Below are 17,631 nucleotides of genomic sequence, written 5' to 3' on the forward strand. Positions count from 1 at the left end.
CCCGCCCTCATCATACAAAATGGTTAATATATCGTTCGCCAACCAGCCAAAGGGCGGCCAGCGATATGGCCACGCCATAGGGAACTTCGGGTTGGCCCAGCCGGTGGCTGACGCGATGGTGGATGACCGTGACCACTGTCACGACGCCGCCGATCAGCGCCATCAGCACCAAAAGGGTCAGCAGCGCCTGCCACGGGAACCAGAGGGCGAGCGCGGCGAGCATCTTCACGTCGCCGCCGCCCATCATGCCCAGGGCGAAAAGGCTGGCGAACAGCGCAAAGACGCCAAGGCCAAGCGCCAGTTGGATGCCCGCATCAGGCCAGAAGTTGATGCCGCACGCCCACCAATAGGCAGGGGCCAGCAGGGCGATGGCCAGGTTCAGGCGGTTGGAGATGATCCGGCAGCGCAGGTCAGTGACTGCGGCGGCGACCAGCATGCATGCCAGCGCCCCAAGCAGGACCATTCGCAAATATTCCCCCGTCATGGATAAAGGGTGTAGACCCCATGCCTTACTAAAACGTAACCATGCCCCTGATGGACCTTTCTGCTTTCGATCGCCGCGCCTGGCCTGCCGGCGGCACACTGGACACCTGGCTCGCCCCCGATGGTTGGCCGCTGCGGCGTTTCCGCATGGGGAGCGGCGCGCGCGGGCGCATGCTTGTCGTCGGCGGGCGGGGCGACATGATAGAGAAGTATCTGGAGCCTGTGGCGCACTGGGCGGAGCGGGGCTGGCGGGTCACGACGTTCGACTGGCGCGGGCAGGGCGGCTCCGGCCGGATGACCGGCGATCCTCTGCTCGGCCATATGACCGACTTCGGCGCGCTGGTCGGCGATCTGGAGGCGATATATCGCGCATCATGCGACAGCCGGGGACCCAATGTCATCGTCGCGCACAGCATGGGCGGGCACCTCGCCCTGCGCGCCATGGTGGAAGGCGCGATCAAGCCGGATGCCGCCGTGCTGACCGCGCCGATGCTGGGCCTGAAAAGCGCGCCGATCCCGGAAAGCGTGGCGCCCTGGATTGCGCAGGCGATTGGCGGGGCGGGCCTGTCGGGCCGGGCGGCCTGGAAGGACAATCCCTATTCGCCCTTCCGCGCGGCGCGGCTGACGCACAGTGCAGAACGGTTCGCCGATGATCTGTGGTGGCGCGAAAACACGCCCGACATAGCATTGGGCGCACCAAGCTGGGGGTGGATCGGCGAAGCCTACCGGTCGACGCGGGCGCTGGAGCGGTCTCCGGCGGTTGAAAAGATGCGCGTGCCGACATTGATTCTCGCCGCCAGTGCGGACCGCCTGGTGTCGCCCGCCGCCATCAACAGGGTGGCGGCGCGCTTGCCGGATGTGCGGCTTCATACCTATGGCCCGGAAGCGGCGCATGAGATATTGCGCGAGGCCGATGGCGTACGGCTTGACGCCTTTGAGCGGATCGACAGCTTTCTGGATGAGCGGGCGCCCGCGGCATGACATCTTTTGACATTGTGATTGTTGGCGCAGGCATGGCGGGCGCAAGCCTTGGCGCGGAGCTGGCGGGTTCGGCGTCCGTCCTCCTTCTGGAGATGGAGGAGCAGCCGGGCTATCACGCCACTGGCCGGTCCGTCGCTTTCTGGGAGGAAAGCTATGGCGGGCCTGCGGTGCAGCCGCTGACGACCGCATCCGGCCCGCTGATGCTGAGGCCCGACGCGGACCTGTCCGATCGCCCTTTCCTTGGTCCGCGCGGAGCCATCCATATCGGAAGGGCGGAGAGCGTTCCGGCGCGCGACGCATTGCTCGACACGTTCGGGCGCAGCGTGGGGTTGAAGCCGCTCGATGCCGATGCGCTGAGAGACCGGATAAAGGGCCTGCGGCATGACTGGATCATCGGGGTCGAGGAGCCAAGCTGTGCCGACATCGACGCCGCGGGGCTGCATCAGGCCTATCTTGGGAAATTGCGCCGGTCCGGCGGGAAAATCCTGACCAATGCCGCCTTGCTGTCCGCGCAGCGGTCGGGCGATGGCTGGCTTCTGGAAACCGGCAACGGCGCAATCCATTGCGGCATCCTGATCAATGCGGCCGGAGCGTGGGCGGACGTGGTGGCGCGCAGTTGCGGCGTGGCCCCGGTCGGCATAACGCCCTTTCGCCGGACCGTCGTGCAATTGCGCGTCGATCCTGCGCCGTCCGCCGATTTGCCGGTGATCATGGACCTGGAAGGGCAATTCTACTTCAAGCCGGATGGCGCTGGCAGGATCTGGCTCAGCCCGCATGACGAAGCCCCCTCCGATCCATGCGACGCCGCGCCGGAGGAACTGGCGGTGGCCGAGGCGATCGAACGCTTACAGAGCGCTGTCGACTGGCGCATCGCGGCGGTCGAACGGAAATGGGCGGGCCTGCGCAGCTTCGCGCCCGACCGGTTGCCGGTCTATGGCTTTGATCCGCTGGCGCGGGGCTTCTTCTGGTTTGCGGGGCAGGGGGGCTTCGGCATTCAGACGGCCCCCGCCGCCGCCAAGCTTGCCGCCGCGCTCATCATGGGCGCCGCGCCCGATCCCGCCGTGGCGGGGATTGACGCCGCGCTTTTTGACCCCGGCAGGTTCGAATGAGGCTGGCCTTAATCAAAATCGCGGGTTAACCTATGTTTACCACGTTCGGAGGGTAGACCATGGCGCACAAGTTCGTGATCGAAAAGAACAAGGCGGGAGAGTTCGTCGCCAAGTTCAAATATAATAGCGAAGTGATCTTCTGGACCGAAGGGTACAGCAGCAAAGCCTCCGCCAAGAACGCCATCGAATCGATCCTGAAAAACGGGCCGGGCGCGCCCGTCGAAGAAGACTGAAGGCCCCGCCAGGGGGATATGCTTCCGCCAGCATTGCAAAATATTCGGGCGTCATCTGCACGCTCGGAGAATCCGTACGCCTGTCGTCCGGCCTGATAGGCCGCGGCTGGGTCTGACTGACTGGTGGGAAATGCCCTATAGTCTCCTGCGCGGGACCAAGCCCCGGCCGAGCAGGGCAAGCGCCCCATCCAACGGCATGATGTTTCCGTAACGATTGTTCCGGGACTGTTACAGGCATTGCCAGACAATGCTCACATTCTTTTGAAATGTAACAATTTATTGCGCTTGCCTTAACGAGCGCGCTTTTGATTGACGCCGCATACCACCCCGCGCAACTCGCGCTCAGAGTTTGATAAGCATTATCATTAGCGGGGAAATTCATGACCTACGGAACTTCTTCCGTGCGCCTTTTCCGGCGCACGGCGACGCTTGCCCTTTGTCTCGCGATGAGCGGTGGCGTGTTCGCCCAAACGGCGATCCAGCCTGATGCGGCAGCGGACGCGGGCGCTTCCGGAGACGAGATCGTGGTGACCGCCGCAGGGTTCGAGCAGAAGATCGTCGACGCGCCCGCCAGCATCAGCGTCATCAGCCGCGAGGAATTGCAGGAGCGGCGCTTTGGCAGCCTCGCCGAAGCATTGAGCAATGTGGAGGGCATTGATGTCGGCCAGACGGCGGGCAAGACCGGCGGCCTCAACATCTCGATCCGCGGCATGCCGAGCGACTATACGCTGATCCTGGTCGACGGCAGGCGGCAGAATGCGCCGGGCAATGTCACGCCCAACGGCTTTGGCGAAACATCGACCAGCTTCCTCCCGCCATTTTCCGCGATCGAGCGGATAGAGGTGGTGCGCGGGCCGATGTCGACGCTCTACGGGTCGGACGCGATGGGCGGCGTCATTAACCTGATCACCCGCAAGGTCGGCAAGCGCTGGGCCGGAACGGTGACTGCCGAAGGCACGTTGCAGGAAGATGGCGATTTCGGGAACATGTATTCCACCAACGCCTATCTGCACGGGCCTGTCATTCCCGACCTGCTGGGCCTTGCGGTACGGGGCAGCTATTTCAAGCGCGAGGCGTCGGGCCTGTCCTACACCGACGCCAATGGAAATCCGGTTGAGGTCAGCACGCGCGGCCCAAGCCCGGTGGAATCGGAAATCTACACGCTGGGCGGCCGCCTCACCCTGACGCCGCATCCCGACCATGACATCTGGTTCGAGGCGGACGTCAACCGCCAGTGGTACGACAATTCGGAATCCCAGCTCGGCACCGGGACGGTGGCGGGTGGATACGGCCCGGAGATGAAGTTCAATCGCGACAATTATGTGCTGGCCCATAGCTGGCGCGCCGGCTTCGCGCAGATCGACACCACATTGACCCGCAACATCACCGAGACGTTCGGCCGGACCATTCCGCCGGGCACGCCGGGGAAGGTCGCGGGCGATCCGCGCACCCTGAAGGCGACGAACAGCATCGCGGATACGCGCGCCGTGATCCCGCTCGGCCCCGTGAACGCAACGGTCGGGGGCCAATATTGGAAGGCGGAGATGATCGACGCGGTCGCCGTCGACAAATATGAATTTGTCCAGTGGGCGCTGTTCGCCGAAGCCGCCTGGAGCATCGTGGACCGCTTCACCCTGACGCTTGGCGGCCGCTATGACGATCATGAGACCTTTGGCGGCAAATTCTCGCCCCGCGCCTATGCGGTATGGAACGTCACTGACGCAGTGACGGTGAAGGGCGGCGTCAGCCGCGGTTTCAAGACGCCAAGGCTTGACCAGATCGCGCCCGGCATCGTCGGTTTCGGCGGGCAGGGCACTATTCCCCAGATCGGCACGCCCGGCCTGAAGCCGGAAACCAGCACGTCGATGGAGCTGGGCCTTTATTATGACGATGGCGGCATCGTGTCGGGCAACGTCACCATCTTCAACAACAAGTTTAAGGACAAGATCGCGGCGGGTACGCCGATACCCAACTGCACCTGGTCCGTGGCCCCCAACCTGCCGGGCTGCCTCAACCTGGGCAATTTCCCGCGCGCGGAGAATTTCGGCCAGACCGTCAATGTCGACAATGCGGTAACGCGGGGCGGCGAGGCGGCAGTGAAGTTCCAGTTCACGGAGGCCCTGTCGCTGGGACTGAACTATACCTACACGGAAAGTGAGCAAAAGAGCGGGGCGGAAGCGGGCGAGCCGCTGGTCAACACGCCCAAGCATATGTTGAACGGCAATCTGCGCTGGAAACTGAACGATCGGCTCGCGACCTGGGTGCGCGCGGAGATACGGTCGAAGCGTTATCGCGGCGCGGGCGCTGCGCAAAACGCGCTGGGCAGTTTCAAAGGGTATGAACTGTTCCACCTGGGCGCCAATTATCAGCTAACCGACAATTTCCGGCTGGGCGCGGCGGTCTATAATATCTTCGACACCGATTTCGTGGGTTATCTGCCTTATGCGAGCAGCCCCACGGCGACGGCCTATGCCTCCGAATATGCCAATCTTCAGGAGCCGCGCCGCCTCTGGATATCGGCGACGGTGGATTTCTAAGGGGTCCTTATCCCTGCCGCCGTTTCAGCAACTTCATCCCCGCCCCGAATCGCGATAGGGTGGGAATGAAGCGAACATCCGGCGGCAGGGGCGAAGGGTATGAAGGCGCAAGGCATCTCGATGTTGGCGGCGTTCTCCCTTGGCGCAGCCTCCCTTGCCGCACCCTCCCATGCCCAGCCCCGTCTGCCGCCGATGGACAAGGGGACGGGCTATATCTGCACCAGTGTCGCGGGCGAGGTGCGGCGTCTCAACATAGATGTGGCGGGCATGCGATATCAGCGCGAGGGCGAAGCGCCCTACAGCCTCGCCAGGGTCAGCGAAACCAGCCTGGTCCTGACCGAAAAGACCGAAGTGGATCTGCAGGACCCGACGACCGGGCCTGTATCAATGGGCGAGGAGATGGACAGGCGCACGCTGATCCTCTCCTCCGAGGTCAGTGTTCCGGCGCATAATATGTACCGGAAAACCGACTATAAATGCGTGTCCGTTCCGATGATCGATCTGTCCTCAGGCCGCTGAGGACAGTGATCAGCCTGAAACGCCGGCGTGCTCCTGCTTTTCGCAGGAGCATGCGTTTCTACATGCGGCGGAAACCTAACCCCGGAAACTTTCCGCCGCGGCGCAGGCCAACTGGTCCGCGCGCTCATTTTCCGGGTGGCCGGAATGGCCCTTCACCCATTTCCACTCGATGCGGTGGCGGCGCGTGGCTTCGACCAGCGCCTGCCACAGTTCGGCGTTCTTGACCGGCTTCTTGTCCGCCGTTTTCCAGCCATTTTTCTGCCAGCCGAACACCCATTTGGTGATGCCGTCCATCACATATTTGCTGTCGGTGGACAGGATGACATGACAGGGACGTTTCAGGGCGTTCAGCGCCTCCAGCGCCGCCATCATCTCCATGCGGTTGTTGGTGGTCAGCGCTTCGCCGCCGGAGATTTCCTTCTCATTCCTGCCCGCCCGGATCACCGCGCCCCAGCCGCCGGGGCCGGGATTGCCCTTGCACGCTCCATCGGTGAAGATTTCGACCGTGGTGAGTTCGCTCATGCGCCAAGCAGTTCGGCAGGGCTGGCGCTTGCGTAGAAATCGAGGCGGCGGAGGAAGGCGAGGGGGTCCTTGCGCGTCACCAGCGCATCGGCGGGCGTGTTGATCCAGTCATAGGCGCGGGTCAGCAGGAAGCGCAGCGCGGCGCCACGGCACAGCGCCTGGAATCCGCGCCGTTCCGCGTCGGACAGGCCAAAGCTCTCCACATAGCCCTGGACAAGCGCGGCCGCCCGGTCCGCATGCCATGCCGACCCGTCATTCGAGAAGCACCAGGCGCTCTGCGTGACGGCGAGGTCATAAGCGCGGATGTCGGTGCAACTGAAATAAAAGTCTATCAGGCCCGTGACCTGATCGCCCAGCATCAGCACATTGTCGGGGAAAAGATCGGCATGGATGACGGCGCGGGGCAGATCGGAAGGCCAGTGCGCATCCAGCCATGCAAGTTCCTGCGCCACACGGTCGCCAAGGCCCGGCGCAATCTCGTCGAAATGATCGCCGCATTTCCCGGCAAGGTCATGCCAGCCGGGCAGGTCGAGCGCGTTGCGGCGCTGGCCGGAGAAGCCTTCCGCCGCGCGGTGCATCTGGCCGAGCGCCGCGCCGGCCGCCTTTGCCTGCGCGGGCGTCGGCTCCGTCACCGAAATGCCGGTCAGGAACTCGATAAGGCAGGCGGGGCGGCCGGAAAGCTGCTGCAGCCTTTTGCCCGTCCGGTCGGGAATGAAGCGCGGTACAAGGCATCCGCGCTCGCCCAGATGGTCGAGCAGATCGATGAAGAAGGGCAGGTCCGCCTCATCCACCCGCTTCTCGTACAGGGTCAATATGTAGCGGCCGTTGGTCGTTTCCAGCAGGTAATTGCTGTTCTCCACGCCCTCTGCGATGCCCTTGGCGGACACAAGCCGGCCAGCGTCATAGCGGGTGAGGAAGGCGTCGATCTCCTCCGCGGGAACATGCGTATAGACCGCCATTGAGGTTCAGGCCGCTTCGAGGCCGCGGGGCAGTTTGAACGCCATGCGCTCCTGCGCGGTTTCCACCTGCCGTTCCTCTATCTCGAAACGCTCTGCCAGGCGGTCGACGACCTCGCGCACCAATATTTCCGGCGCGGATGCGCCTGCGGTGATGCCCAGCGTCGCCACGCCCTTCAGCCAGTCGAAATCAATATCGTCCGCCCGTTCGATCAGGCGGGCGGGCGTGCCCTCGCGCTCGGCCACCTCGACCAGCCGGAGCGAGTTGGAGCTGTTCGGCGCGCCGATCACATAGACCGCGTCGCAGGACGAGGCGATCGCCTTCACGGAATTTTGCCGGTTCGACGTCGCGTAGCAGATATCCTCGCCCTTGGGCGCCGTGATGGCCGGAAAGCGGCGCTTCAGCGTCGCGACGACGGCGGCGGTGTCGTCCACCGAAAGGGTCGTCTGCGTCAGGAAGGACAGATTTTCCGGGTCGGCGGGCGTGAACGCTTCGGCATCCGCGACGGTCTCGATCAGCGTCATCGTGCCTTCCGGCACCTGGCCGAACGTGCCGATGACTTCCGGGTGGCCCTTATGCCCAATGAAGATGATGTGCCGCCCGGCCTCGACCTGCCGCTCGGCCTGACGGTGGACCTTCGACACCAGCGGACAGGTGGCGTCCAGATAGGAAAGGCCGCGCTCCTCGGCCTTGGCCGGGACGGCCTTGGGCACGCCATGCGCGGAAAAGACCACATGCACGCCGTCCGGCACCTGATCCAGTTCCTCGACGAAGATCGCGCCCTTCGCCTTCAACTGGTCGACGACATATTTGTTATGGACGATTTCATGCCGGACATAGACCGGCGCGCCATATTTCTCGATCGCCCGCTCGACGATGATGATGGCGCGGTCCACCCCGGCGCAAAAACCGCGCGGCGCGGCGATCAGCAGCAGCAAAGGCAGCTTGCGCCCGTCTTGTGTCATGTCGGCGTCTGTCATGCTTTGGGCTTTAGGCGAAGGGCGCGCCCGATGAAAGCGGCTTCCTTTCGGTTGCGCGCTTCATGGGGGATGGATAAGAAGCCCGGATGTCCGATCCAGGGACCATATCGAGGGATTGCCCGTGAACCTTGCCAAGTCGTTGACCTTCGCCGGTCTTTCCCTTCTCGCCCTGTCCGCATGCTCGCGCCGTGGCGAGATTGACGCGACCGGCGGCATCGTGGCGGTGCGCTCCGCATGCCCGGTGGCGGCGATCCCGGCCTATACGGGCGACGTCACCCTGTTCGATCCGGCGTCAAGCCGCGACGCTTCCGCCATCGATGTGGTGGCCACCGTCACCAACCTGAAATCGACCTGCGCCGACGGCGCGCAGCTTTACACGGAAGCGACCTTCGATGTGCAGGCGCGCCGCCGCGACGCGACCGCCGCGCGGCAGGTTACCCTGCCTTATTTCTCGACGATCGTGCGCGGCGGCAACGCGGTGGTGTCGAAGCGGGTCGGGCAGGTCACGCTGAACTTCGCGCCCGGCGAATATCGCGCCTCCGCGAGCGCCAAGGCCGGTTCCTATGTCGACAAGGATGTGGCGACCCTTCCCGCCGACATTCAGAAGCGAATCACGAGCAAGCGCAAGGCGGGCGACGCAGACGCTGCGCTGGACCCGCTGTCGCAGCCTGACGTCAAGGCGGCGCTGGCGCGCACGACCTTCGAACTGCTGATCGGCTTCAATCTTACCCAGGATCAGTTCAAATATAACGTCACCCGATGACGCGCTGAGCCTTGAGCATCCGTACCGCCGAGCCTATCGAAAAGCTGCGCTTTCGCTAAAGAGCGCGTAAGGGGCATCGACTTGGTCGGCTCCGCATAGCTGAATTTCGATAGACTTAGGATTTGCCGTGACCCTTTACGCGCGTTTCGCGACCTATCTCGATACCGTCCTCGACGCGCTGGTCGAGGCAGGGGATCTGCCCGCCGGACTTGACCGCAAGGCCGTGACGGTGGAGCCGCCGCGCGATCCCAGCCATGGCGATCTCGCGACGAACGCCGCAATGGTGCTGGCAAAGCCTGCAGGAACCAATCCCCGCGCCCTGGCGGAGAAGATCGTCGCCGGACTTGGCGCGCTGGCGGAAGTCTCGGAGGCGGGCATTGCCGGTCCCGGTTTCATCAACCTGCGGCTGACGGATGATACCTGGCGGGCGGAACTGGCGGCGATCCATGCCGATGGCGCGGATTATGGCCGGTCCGACATGGGCAAGGGCCTGTGCGTCAATGTCGAATATGTCTCCGCCAACCCCACCGGCCCCATGCATATGGGCCATTGCCGGGGGGCCGTAGTGGGCGATGCGCTGGCGACGCTGTTGGAATATGCCGGGCACCGGGTCACGCGGGAATATTATATCAACGATGCGGGCGGGCAGGTGGATGTCCTCGCCCGGTCCGCGCATCTGCGCTATCGCGAGGCGTTGGGCGAGGATGTCGGCGAGATCCCGGAGGGTCTGTATCCCGGCGATTATCTGGTTCCGGTTGGGCAGGCGCTGGCGAAAGAATACGGCAACCGTTTCGTCGGTGCGCCGGAAAGCGAGTGGCTCGCGACCTTCCGCGCCTTCGCCGTCGATGCGATGATGGAGATGATCCGCGCGGACCTCGCGCTGCTCGGCATCCACCACGACCTGTTCTCGTCAGAGGCGGAATTGCAGGCGGCGGGTAAGCCGGAGGCGGCCGAGGCATGGCTGCGCGAACGGGACCTGATCTATGACGGCGTGCTCGAAGCGCCCAAGGGTGAGACGCCGGAGGACTGGGAGCCTGTCGAGTTGCCGCTGTTCCGGTCGACGAAATTCGGCGACGATCAGGACCGGCCGATTCGCAAATCGAACGGCGCCTGGACCTATTTCGGCGCGGACCTCGCCTATCATTTCCAGAAGGCGCAGCTTGCCGACCAGTTGATCGACATATGGGGCGCGGACCATGCTGGCACCGTGAAGCGCATCCAGGCGGCGGTGGCTGCGCTGACGGAGGGCAAGACGCGCTTCGACGTGAAGCTGATCCAGATGGTCCGCCTGCTGCGGGACGGCGAGCCGGTGAAGATGTCGAAGCGGGCGGGCAATTTCGTCACGCTGGCCGACGTCGTGCGGGAAGTCGGCAAGGATGTCGTTCGCTTCACCATGCTGACCCGCAAGGCCGACGCGCAGATGGATTTCGACTTCGCCAAGGTGGTCGAGGCGTCGAAGGATAATCCGGTTTTCTACGTCCAATACGCCCATGCGCGCATCGCCTCGCTGCAGCGGCGGGCGGAGGAGGCCGGGATTGTCCTGCCTGACCCCGATATGTCCCAACTTGGGACAGAGGAGCTGGAGCTGGTCAAGCGCGCAGCCCAGTTCCCACGGGTGGTGGAGGGGGCCGCGCAGGCCCGCGAGCCACATAGAATTGCATTCTATCTCAATGATTTGGCAGCGGATTTTCACGCATGGTGGAATCTCGGCAATGACCGGCCCGAACGCCGTGTGATCGTCACCGGCGATCCTGCCGCCACATCCGCGAGACTGTTCTTGAGCAGGGGAATCGGGCAGATTATCCGCAACGGGCTGGCGCTGATGGGCGTGGCGGCGCTTACGGAGATGCAATGATGGGTGACTATGTGCGGGACGGTCTCGATCTGGATGACGATGACCGCCTGCCGTGGCTTGAACCCGCCGACGACGATGGCGCCGATGACGGCATTTCGACGCTAAAATTGCTGACCTTCATCATTGCCGGCCTCGCCTTTGTCGGGGCCGTGGTGTTCGGCATCTGGTATGTGAAGAACAGGGAGGCGTCTTCCGGCGGCGAAGGCGCGCTGATCGCCGCGCCCAAGGGCGATTACAAGGTCGCCGCCAAGGAAGCCGACGCCAAGGCGTTCCAGGGAGAGGGCGACGCCAGCTTCCCGGTCAGCGAAGGCGAAGATCGCGGTAGCCGCATCGATCCGTCGCGTATTCCGGAAGTGCCCGTCAGCGGCGGCGCTGCGCCCGTGGACACGACAAAGCCGGGATCGAAGCCTGCGGCCAAGTTCAGCGCCCCGGTGGTCAACGCCACGAATGCGCAGGGGAAGCCCGCTACGCCCTCCGCCGCGACGCCATCGGGCGCGGCGATGATCCAGCTTGGCGCTTATGGCAGCGAAGCGGTGGCGAAGGATGCGTGGAGCCGGCTGTCCAAGCGGTTCGCCTATCTGGCCCCGCTGGGCACCTCGATCGAGAAGGCGACGGTGGGAAGCGGCACATTCTACCGTCTGCGCGCCAGCGCGCCGAGCGTCGCGGAGGCCAATACCCTGTGCGGCAAGCTGAAGGTGGCGGGCGAAAGCTGCATCGTCGTGCGCTGATCGTGGCGTAGTCGATACCGAATGGACGATTGGGATGGGGAGCGGTGGATACATCCATTGCCTCGCTTCCTCTGCTCGTCATTCTCGCGAAAGCGGGAACCCATCTCTCCCCATGCGCTTGCCGTGCCTAAGGCATGGTGGGTCCCCGCTTTCGCGGGGATGACGGATTAATGGATGACGGGAATTGGCGCTTCGGTCATCTACACCCCCGCATTCCTGTCCTACACCCGCCATGTCATGCTCTATTCCCGCGCATGAAATGGCCTTCTCGATCCACTGACCAGTGTGGCCCAGCCGCGACCCGCATGAGACTCATCTGCGACCTGGATGAGACCAACATGCGACTTTTGTGCGACCTACATGCGACGTTCCGGCCAAAACCGCTCACAACCCGCAACTTCCGCAACTTCGGTGGGACAGCTTTTGCTGGGATGATGCCGGGAATCGCGATAACAGGGGGCTATTGCAGATGACATCAGCCAGGCGACCCCATCCATGAAACCCGTCATTTTCGGCCTTGCGGGCGAAACCCTGACAAGCGACGAGCGCGCTTTCTTCCGGGAGGCGGAGCCTGCGGGCTATATCCTGTTCCGCCGCAACGTCGCGGACAAGGCGCAGTTGCGGGCGCTGACCGATGACCTGCGGGCGCTGCACGGCCGGGACGATTTGCTGATCATGATCGATCAGGAAGGCGGCCGGGTGGCGCGGATGCCGCCGCCGGTCTGGCCGGCCTTTCCTCCGGGGGCGGTGTTCGACGCGCTCTATGATGTCGCCCCCGCCAGCGCCATTGTGGCCGCCCGGACCAATGCGCAGGCGATCGCCGTCACCCTGCGTGAATGCGGCATCAATGTGGATGCCTTGCCCCTGCTGGACGTGCGTCAGCCGGGCTCAAGCGACATTATGGGCGACCGGACCCTGGGCGCGGAGCCGCTGCGCGTGGCGGCGCTGGGCCGGGCGGTGCTGGACGGGCTTAAGCAGGGCGGCGTGGTCGGCATCGTCAAGCATATGCCGGGGCATGGCCGGGCGATGGTCGACAGCCATCATGAACTGCCGCGTGTCGATGCCAGCGAGGCGGAGCTGGAAACCGATATCGCGCCGTTCAGGGCGCTTAACCGGGCGCCGATGGGGATGACCGCGCATATCGTCTACACCGCATGGGACGCCGAGCGCCCGGCGAGCCTGTCGCCGGTGGTGATCGCGAACATCATCCGCGGCCGTATCGGCTTTGACGGCCTGCTGATGTCCGACGATCTCGATATGAAGGCGCTGAAAGGCGACATCCCGTCGCTGGCGGCTGGCGTGGTCGCCGCGGGATGCGACATCGCGCTCAATTGCTGGGGCCGGATGGAGGAGATGGTGGGCATCGCCGACGCCCTGCCGGACATCACGGCCGAGGCCCGGCGGCGCCTTGACCGGGCGATGGCTACGGTTGGCGATGGCGGGGAGGCGGAACCTCTGGGCGATCTGCTGGCCCGGCGCGACGAATTGCTGGCCTTGGCGTGAAGGTTCAGGGGCGCTGAGCCATGGAGGAGGATCTCTTCTTCTCTCCGCCCTCGGTTGGCCCGGAAACCCTGACGCTGACATTTGATGCGTGGGAAGGGCCGCTGGACCTGCTGCTCGCCCTGGCCCGTACGCAGAAGGTTGATCTGCGGGAGATATCGATCCTTGAGCTGGTCGAACAATATCTGGCCTTCATTGAGGATGCGCAGGACCTGAAGCTGGAGCTGGCCGCCGACTATCTGGTGATGGCGGCATGGCTCGCTTATCTCAAATCCGGCCTGTTGCTGCCGCGAGACGAGCAGCAGGACCCGTCGCCGGAGGAATTGGCGCTGCGTTTGCAGTTGCGGCTGCAGCGCCTCAGCGCGATGCGCGACGCGGGCGCGCGGCTGATGGCGCGGGACCGCATCGGCCGCGATGTGTTCGTCCGGCCCGCGCCGGAGGGGCTGCGCACCGTCCGCAGCATCCAGTGGAGGGCGTCCCTGTTCGATCTGATCCAGGCCTATGGGCAGGTCCGCGCCCGGACCCAGCCGATGGTGCATGTCGTGTCGCGCCGCCCGGTGATGACGCTGGACGCGGCGATTGAGCGCGTGGGCATGCTGGTCGGCGGCCGGATAGACTGGACGGTGCTGGAGGCGTTTCTGCCGGAGCAGGCGAGCGGGGAGATGCGGCGGTCTGCGCTTGCCAGCAGCTTCGTCGCGGCGCTGGAACTGGCGCGGCAGGGGAAGGTCGATATCCGGCAGGACGAGATTTTCTCCCCCATCTATTTGCGTGCGGCGGGCAATGCATGAGCGATGAGATGGAAGAACCGGGCGCCGGTGACGAACCGGATATGGTGAACGGAATGGCGGCGAACCGGGAGCCGGACGATTTCCGGCGCGCTGTGGAGGCTGCGCTGTTCGCATCTGACCAGCCGCTCACCCTTGCGGAGTTGCGTCAGCATGTCGGCAATGGCGATATCGGCGGGGCGCTCGCGGCGCTCGCCGATGATTATGCCGGGCGCGGCGTCAATCTGGTGGAGCGGGGAGGGCGGTGGCATTTCCAGACCGCGCCGGACCTGGCCCATATCCTGCGCCGGGAGCGGGACGAACCGCGCAAGCTGTCCCGCGCGGGCATGGAGACTCTGGCGATCATCGCCTATCATGAGCCGGTCAGCCGCGCGGAAATAGAGGCGATCCGGGGCGTGCAAGTCGCCAAGGGGACGATCGACGTGCTGATGGAAGCGGGCTGGATTCGTCCGGCGGGACGGCGCGAAGTTCCGGGACGTCCGCTAATTTATGCGACCACACCCGACTTTCTGTCACATTTCGGTCTTACCAGCCGCCGCGACCTGCCGGGAATCGACGATCTGAAGGCGGCGGGGCTGCTTGACCCCGTCGATATGGCGATGGCGGGCCTGGACGGGCAATCCGTTCTGGAAAATGACCCCGATGGCGACTAGATAGAGCCTTCGGATTGGGAGAATATCAATGGGTTCCTTTTCAATGATGCACTGGGTCCTCGTGATCCTCGTGGTCGTCCTGCTGTTTGGCGGCGGGCGGATCTCGGGTCTCATGGGTGACGTTGCCAAGGGCATCAAGAGTTTCAAGAAGGGCATGGAGGACGACGAGGACGACCTGCCCAAGGCGCGGCCCGCAGCCCCCGCCGCCAAGATCGAGTCTCAGCGCGCGCCGGAGCAGAGCGCTGCGGGCGTGACCGAAGACAGCAAGCAGGTCTGATCCAAAAACCGGCAGAGCCAGTTGCATGTTCGACATCGGATCGTCCGAATTTCTGCTGATCGTCATTGTGGCCGTGATCGTGATCGGCCCCAAGGACCTGCCGCGCGCGCTCTATAAGGTGGGGCAGGTCGTCGGCAAGGCGCGCGGCATGGCCCGCCATTTCCGCACCGGCATCGACGCTATGGTCCGCGAGGTGGAGCTGGAGGAGCTGGAAAAGAAATGGGCGGCCCAGAACCAGCGCATATTGGACGAGCATCCGGCTGAAGCGGAAGCGGAACCGGCGTCGCTTCCTGCACCCGCCGCAGGGTCTGCCGCAGTCGCTGAGCCGGCCAGCGCCGTGCCGGGCTTTGGCGGGGAGGCGGAGGCCGATGCCGCGCCAAAGGGCGGCGCGCAGGCATGAGCGAGATCGACGACAGCAAGGCGCCGCTCCTCGACCATCTGATCGAACTGCGCGGCCGTCTGCTCAAATGCGTTTATGGTCTCGCGGTCTGTTTCGCGATCTGTTTCTATTTTTCGGACCAGCTTTTCGCCATTCTCGTGCATCCGCTGAAGGAGGCGTTTGGCGACGCCGGAGGGCGGCTGGTCTACACCAAGCTTTATGAAGCCTTTTTCGTGCAGCTCAAGGTCGCCATTTTCGGGGCCTTCTGCCTGTCCTTCCCGATTATCGCGAACCAGCTCTGGGCCTTCGTCGCGCCGGGACTATACGCCAAGGAAAAGCGGGCGCTGCTGCCCTTCATATTCGCCACGCCCATCCTGTTCGCCATGGGCGCGTCGCTGGCCTATTTCGTGGTGATGCCGACGGCATTCCATTTTTTCTTGGGATTCCAGGGAGACAGTGGTGGTTTGAAGGTTGAGGCGCTGCCAAGCACTGACGCTTATCTGACCCTGGTGATGCAGTTCATCCTGGCGTTCGGCATCAGCTTCCTGATGCCCGTGCTGCTGATGCTGCTCAATCGCGCCGGGATCGTCAGCCGGGCGCAGCTTATCGGGCTTCGGCGTTACATGATCGTCGCCGCGTTCATCGTGGCGGCCGTATTGACCCCGCCCGACGTCGTGTCGCAGCTCATGCTCGCGATACCGCTGATCCTGCTGTACGAGATCACGATCATCGCAATCTGGTTCACCGACCGGCGCGCGGCCAAGGCCGACGCCACGGAAAAGCGGGCGGAAGCGGCCTGAACGGAAACGGCCCGCTCCACTGGGGAACGGGCCGCATTCCTGGGGAAAGCTCTAGTCCGCTGCGTTTTCCACGGCCTTGCCGGCGCTCTGAACATCCTTGCCCGCACCTTCGACCGTATTGCAGGCGCTGAGAACCAGGGCGCTGGAAAGCAGAAGTGCTGCGACAATTTTCTTTGACATGTTGGACTCCTCTTGAAAGGTTCGCCCGCCGCGCCCCTGACGGACGAGCGACGTGATAAATAACCCGGAGCTTTGGAAAGCGTTCCGGTCGCGAAACCTTCATTGTGGAAATGCCGGGGAGGCCAAACAGTTTGCGCCAGATGCAATTTGAGCCCGGAACGCTGTCGGGGGGGGAGAAGCGTTCCGGGCCCATGAGTGGATAGCAAGAGCGGGGGGCAAAAGATTTACTATCCGAATGCTATAACCCAGAAGGCCGATAGAGGTTCCCGCTGTTCCAAAAAAACTTTAAGTTTTTTTCTGTTTAAAAACAGATATTTAAATAGTTAATCACCAGCTAACTTTAACTTTTTTAGCTTTCAAGGAACGAGCGGACGGCCGCTGGACCGATATTCGGGGCGAATATTGCTGTTCCAGATATCCGGCGGCGGCTGGACAGCGCTTTGTTCCGGGGCAGGCGCAGGATCGACCGGCGGCGTTATCGCGAGCGCTGGGGCGGAAAGCAGCACCGCACGCGGGGCGGGGCCGGACTGAAATTCGAAACGGGCGTAACGGTCGCTGAAGGCGGCGGGCTGGCCAGTCGTCCCTTTCCACCGGTAGAAGATATGCGCGCCGATCACCGCCACAGGCTGCAGGTCGGCCGACCAGGGAGGGCTGACAGCCAGCGTGTGATAATAGGTGGCAAGGCCGACGGGCGCAAACGCCTTGCCCGCCAACGCTTCCACAGCGATCCTCCTGGCCCGGCCCCAAGCCGTGGCGTTGGGCGTGCGGGCCATTGCGCCGTCGCAACTGAAGCTGAACTGGCATTTGAGGTCGCTGCGTTCCGAGCCTTGGTAGACGACGGCGCACACGCTGTTCGGCCATGCGGGATGACGAACCCGGTTGAGCACCACCTGCGCCACGGCGCGCTGGCCATCCTCAGTTTCATTCCCCGCCTCATAATAGATTGCAGCGGCAAGGCAGTTGGCGGCGCGGTACCGGTCCACCGGCGTCATCCCGCGAAAGGTGACGGAGGGCGCGGTGGGACCGTCATCGAGCCTGTAGATATATGGATTGCTCTGCCCGATCGTCAGGTTCCGGATAGGCGTGAACGCTCCTTCCGCCAGGAAATAGGCCGATCCCGGAAAATTGTCGGCCGCCGCGCCAGCCAGGATGATGGGCGGTTTGGCTTCTGGCTTGTCCAGTGGCTGCGTCCAGCCGGAAGGCAAAAGCCGGGGGAGCAGGACAATGGCGACGGCGAACAGCAGCGCGCGCAGCAGCGTTGCAAGCTTCCCCGTTTCTGTTCTGGCCATGCCCGTGCCGCTCCCGTTGCCGGCCCATAGCGTAGAGGCCCTTTATATTCTCCTTCGATTTCGGCGCTGTACCCGGATGGGACGGCGGGAAAATTGGCGGT

20 protein-coding genes are annotated in these 17,631 nt (G+C 63.9%); 14 read left to right on the forward strand and 6 right to left on the reverse strand.

The features are described from left to right. Positions 1 to 10: 10 nt before the first annotated feature. Complete coding sequence (locus tag BHQ40_RS09600; RefSeq protein WP_070155278.1) at positions 11 to 484, reverse strand: A24 family peptidase; 474 nt, start codon at positions 482 to 484, stop codon at positions 11 to 13. Positions 485 to 534: 50 nt separating this feature from the next. Between BHQ40_RS09600 and BHQ40_RS09605 the strand changes: the two genes are divergently transcribed. The 5 genes from BHQ40_RS09605 to BHQ40_RS09625 all read left to right on the forward strand — a co-directional run bounded on the left by BHQ40_RS09605 (position 535) and on the right by BHQ40_RS09625 (position 5,862). After that, positions 535 to 1,464, forward strand: a complete 930-nt coding sequence (locus tag BHQ40_RS09605; RefSeq protein WP_253183308.1) for an alpha/beta fold hydrolase — start codon at positions 535 to 537, stop codon at positions 1,462 to 1,464. Continuing rightward, positions 1,461 to 2,573 (forward strand): NAD(P)/FAD-dependent oxidoreductase, encoded by a 1,113-nt coding sequence (locus BHQ40_RS09610; RefSeq protein ID WP_070155283.1) that lies wholly within the window; start codon positions 1,461 to 1,463, stop codon positions 2,571 to 2,573. The genes BHQ40_RS09605 and BHQ40_RS09610 overlap by 4 nt, the downstream gene beginning before the upstream one ends. 59 nt (positions 2,574 to 2,632) lie before the next feature. After that, positions 2,633 to 2,806 carry a YegP family protein gene (locus tag BHQ40_RS09615; protein WP_070155285.1) on the forward strand — a complete coding sequence of 58 codons (174 nt, stop codon included), beginning with the start codon at positions 2,633 to 2,635 and terminating at the stop codon, positions 2,804 to 2,806. 380 nt (positions 2,807 to 3,186) lie between these two features. After that, complete coding sequence (locus tag BHQ40_RS09620) at positions 3,187 to 5,343, forward strand: TonB-dependent receptor domain-containing protein (RefSeq protein ID WP_070155287.1); 2,157 nt, start codon at positions 3,187 to 3,189, stop codon at positions 5,341 to 5,343. Positions 5,344 to 5,442: 99 nt separating this feature from the next. Beyond that, positions 5,443 to 5,862 (forward strand): hypothetical protein, encoded by a 420-nt coding sequence (locus BHQ40_RS09625; protein WP_070155289.1) that lies wholly within the window; start codon positions 5,443 to 5,445, stop codon positions 5,860 to 5,862. Positions 5,863 to 5,937: 75 nt separating this feature from the next. Here the strand turns inward: BHQ40_RS09625 and rnhA are convergent, their stop codons facing one another. Genes rnhA through ispH form a run of 3 tightly spaced genes read right to left on the reverse strand, consistent with a single transcriptional unit; the run spans position 5,938 to position 8,321 of the window. Then, positions 5,938 to 6,384 carry a ribonuclease HI gene (gene rnhA / locus BHQ40_RS09630; protein WP_070155292.1) on the reverse strand — a complete coding sequence of 149 codons (447 nt, stop codon included), beginning with the start codon at positions 6,382 to 6,384 and terminating at the stop codon, positions 5,938 to 5,940. Then, entirely contained in the window at positions 6,381 to 7,343 is a 963-nt protein-coding gene (gene thrB, locus BHQ40_RS09635; RefSeq protein WP_070155294.1) for a homoserine kinase, read from the reverse strand. The genes rnhA and thrB overlap by 4 nt, the downstream gene beginning before the upstream one ends. Positions 7,344 to 7,349: 6 nt before the next feature. Continuing rightward, positions 7,350 to 8,321, reverse strand: a complete 972-nt coding sequence (gene ispH / locus BHQ40_RS09640; RefSeq protein ID WP_253183309.1) for a 4-hydroxy-3-methylbut-2-enyl diphosphate reductase — start codon at positions 8,319 to 8,321, stop codon at positions 7,350 to 7,352. A 121-nt stretch (positions 8,322 to 8,442) separates the two neighbouring features. Here ispH and BHQ40_RS09645 point away from each other — a divergent pair, with 121 nt between their 5' ends. The 9 genes from BHQ40_RS09645 (at position 8,443) to tatC (ending at position 16,061) form a co-directional block, all read left to right on the forward strand. Further along, complete coding sequence (locus BHQ40_RS09645) at positions 8,443 to 9,084, forward strand: hypothetical protein (protein ID WP_070155296.1); 642 nt, start codon at positions 8,443 to 8,445, stop codon at positions 9,082 to 9,084. Positions 9,085 to 9,211: 127 nt separating this feature from the next. Further along, entirely contained in the window at positions 9,212 to 10,939 is a 1,728-nt protein-coding gene (argS, locus tag BHQ40_RS09650; RefSeq protein ID WP_070155298.1) for an arginine--tRNA ligase, read from the forward strand. Beyond that, positions 10,939 to 11,667: an SPOR domain-containing protein gene (locus tag BHQ40_RS09655; protein WP_070155300.1), complete on the forward strand. Its 729-nt coding sequence runs from the start codon at positions 10,939 to 10,941 to the stop codon at positions 11,665 to 11,667. The genes argS and BHQ40_RS09655 overlap by 1 nt, the downstream gene beginning before the upstream one ends. Positions 11,668 to 12,162: 495 nt before the next feature. Further along, positions 12,163 to 13,170 (forward strand): beta-N-acetylhexosaminidase, encoded by a 1,008-nt coding sequence (nagZ, locus tag BHQ40_RS09660; RefSeq protein ID WP_070155302.1) that lies wholly within the window; start codon positions 12,163 to 12,165, stop codon positions 13,168 to 13,170. Between the two features lie 20 nt (positions 13,171 to 13,190). Then, entirely contained in the window at positions 13,191 to 13,955 is a 765-nt protein-coding gene (locus tag BHQ40_RS09665; protein WP_070155304.1) for a segregation and condensation protein A, read from the forward strand. 53 nt (positions 13,956 to 14,008) lie between these two features. After that, positions 14,009 to 14,605 (forward strand): SMC-Scp complex subunit ScpB, encoded by a 597-nt coding sequence (scpB, locus tag BHQ40_RS09670; RefSeq protein ID WP_070155419.1) that lies wholly within the window; start codon positions 14,009 to 14,011, stop codon positions 14,603 to 14,605. 28 nt (positions 14,606 to 14,633) lie between these two features. Continuing rightward, positions 14,634 to 14,882 (forward strand): twin-arginine translocase TatA/TatE family subunit, encoded by a 249-nt coding sequence (locus tag BHQ40_RS09675; RefSeq protein ID WP_070155306.1) that lies wholly within the window; start codon positions 14,634 to 14,636, stop codon positions 14,880 to 14,882. A 25-nt stretch (positions 14,883 to 14,907) separates the two neighbouring features. Then, complete coding sequence (gene tatB / locus BHQ40_RS09680; RefSeq protein WP_083276823.1) at positions 14,908 to 15,282, forward strand: Sec-independent protein translocase protein TatB; 375 nt, start codon at positions 14,908 to 14,910, stop codon at positions 15,280 to 15,282. Continuing rightward, on the forward strand, positions 15,279 to 16,061 hold the full coding sequence (gene tatC / locus BHQ40_RS09685) for a twin-arginine translocase subunit TatC (protein ID WP_070155308.1): 783 nt from the start codon (positions 15,279 to 15,281) through the stop codon (positions 16,059 to 16,061). The genes tatB and tatC overlap by 4 nt, the downstream gene beginning before the upstream one ends. A gap of 51 nt (positions 16,062 to 16,112) precedes the next feature. On the opposite strand, the gene BHQ40_RS09690 is transcribed toward tatC, so the two are convergent. Then, a complete protein-coding gene (locus BHQ40_RS09690; RefSeq protein ID WP_070155310.1) occupies positions 16,113 to 16,241 on the reverse strand; it encodes an entericidin A/B family lipoprotein in 129 nt (42 codons plus the stop codon). Between the two features lie 356 nt (positions 16,242 to 16,597). Continuing rightward, entirely contained in the window at positions 16,598 to 17,530 is a 933-nt protein-coding gene (locus tag BHQ40_RS09695) for a cell wall hydrolase (RefSeq protein WP_070155312.1), read from the reverse strand. Positions 17,531 to 17,631: the final 101 nt, after the last annotated feature.

The organism is Sphingobium phenoxybenzoativorans, from assembly GCF_001757355.1.
GTDB lineage: Bacteria > Pseudomonadota > Alphaproteobacteria > Sphingomonadales > Sphingomonadaceae > Sphingobium > Sphingobium phenoxybenzoativorans.

Coding starts and splice junctions, on each gene's coding strand:
- BHQ40_RS09600 (WP_070155278.1), bottom strand. CDS start 484: ATGACGGGGGAATATTTGCGAATGGTCCTGCTTGGGGCGCTGGCATGC.
- BHQ40_RS09605 (WP_253183308.1), top strand. CDS start 535: ATGGACCTTTCTGCTTTCGATCGCCGCGCCTGGCCTGCCGGCGGCACA.
- BHQ40_RS09610 (WP_070155283.1), top strand. CDS start 1,461: ATGACATCTTTTGACATTGTGATTGTTGGCGCAGGCATGGCGGGCGCA.
- BHQ40_RS09615 (WP_070155285.1), top strand. CDS start 2,633: ATGGCGCACAAGTTCGTGATCGAAAAGAACAAGGCGGGAGAGTTCGTC.
- BHQ40_RS09620 (WP_070155287.1), top strand. CDS start 3,187: ATGACCTACGGAACTTCTTCCGTGCGCCTTTTCCGGCGCACGGCGACG.
- BHQ40_RS09625 (WP_070155289.1), top strand. CDS start 5,443: ATGAAGGCGCAAGGCATCTCGATGTTGGCGGCGTTCTCCCTTGGCGCA.
- rnhA (WP_070155292.1), bottom strand. CDS start 6,384: ATGAGCGAACTCACCACGGTCGAAATCTTCACCGATGGAGCGTGCAAG.
- thrB (WP_070155294.1), bottom strand. CDS start 7,343: ATGGCGGTCTATACGCATGTTCCCGCGGAGGAGATCGACGCCTTCCTC.
- ispH (WP_253183309.1), bottom strand. CDS start 8,321: ATGACAGACGCCGACATGACACAAGACGGGCGCAAGCTGCCTTTGCTG.
- BHQ40_RS09655 (WP_070155300.1), top strand. CDS start 10,939: ATGGGTGACTATGTGCGGGACGGTCTCGATCTGGATGACGATGACCGC.
- nagZ (WP_070155302.1), top strand. CDS start 12,163: ATGAAACCCGTCATTTTCGGCCTTGCGGGCGAAACCCTGACAAGCGAC.
- BHQ40_RS09665 (WP_070155304.1), top strand. CDS start 13,191: ATGGAGGAGGATCTCTTCTTCTCTCCGCCCTCGGTTGGCCCGGAAACC.
- scpB (WP_070155419.1), top strand. CDS start 14,009: ATGGCGGCGAACCGGGAGCCGGACGATTTCCGGCGCGCTGTGGAGGCT.
- BHQ40_RS09675 (WP_070155306.1), top strand. CDS start 14,634: ATGGGTTCCTTTTCAATGATGCACTGGGTCCTCGTGATCCTCGTGGTC.
- tatB (WP_083276823.1), top strand. CDS start 14,908: ATGTTCGACATCGGATCGTCCGAATTTCTGCTGATCGTCATTGTGGCC.
- tatC (WP_070155308.1), top strand. CDS start 15,279: ATGAGCGAGATCGACGACAGCAAGGCGCCGCTCCTCGACCATCTGATC.
- BHQ40_RS09690 (WP_070155310.1), bottom strand. CDS start 16,241: ATGTCAAAGAAAATTGTCGCAGCACTTCTGCTTTCCAGCGCCCTGGTT.
- BHQ40_RS09695 (WP_070155312.1), bottom strand. CDS start 17,530: ATGGCCAGAACAGAAACGGGGAAGCTTGCAACGCTGCTGCGCGCGCTG.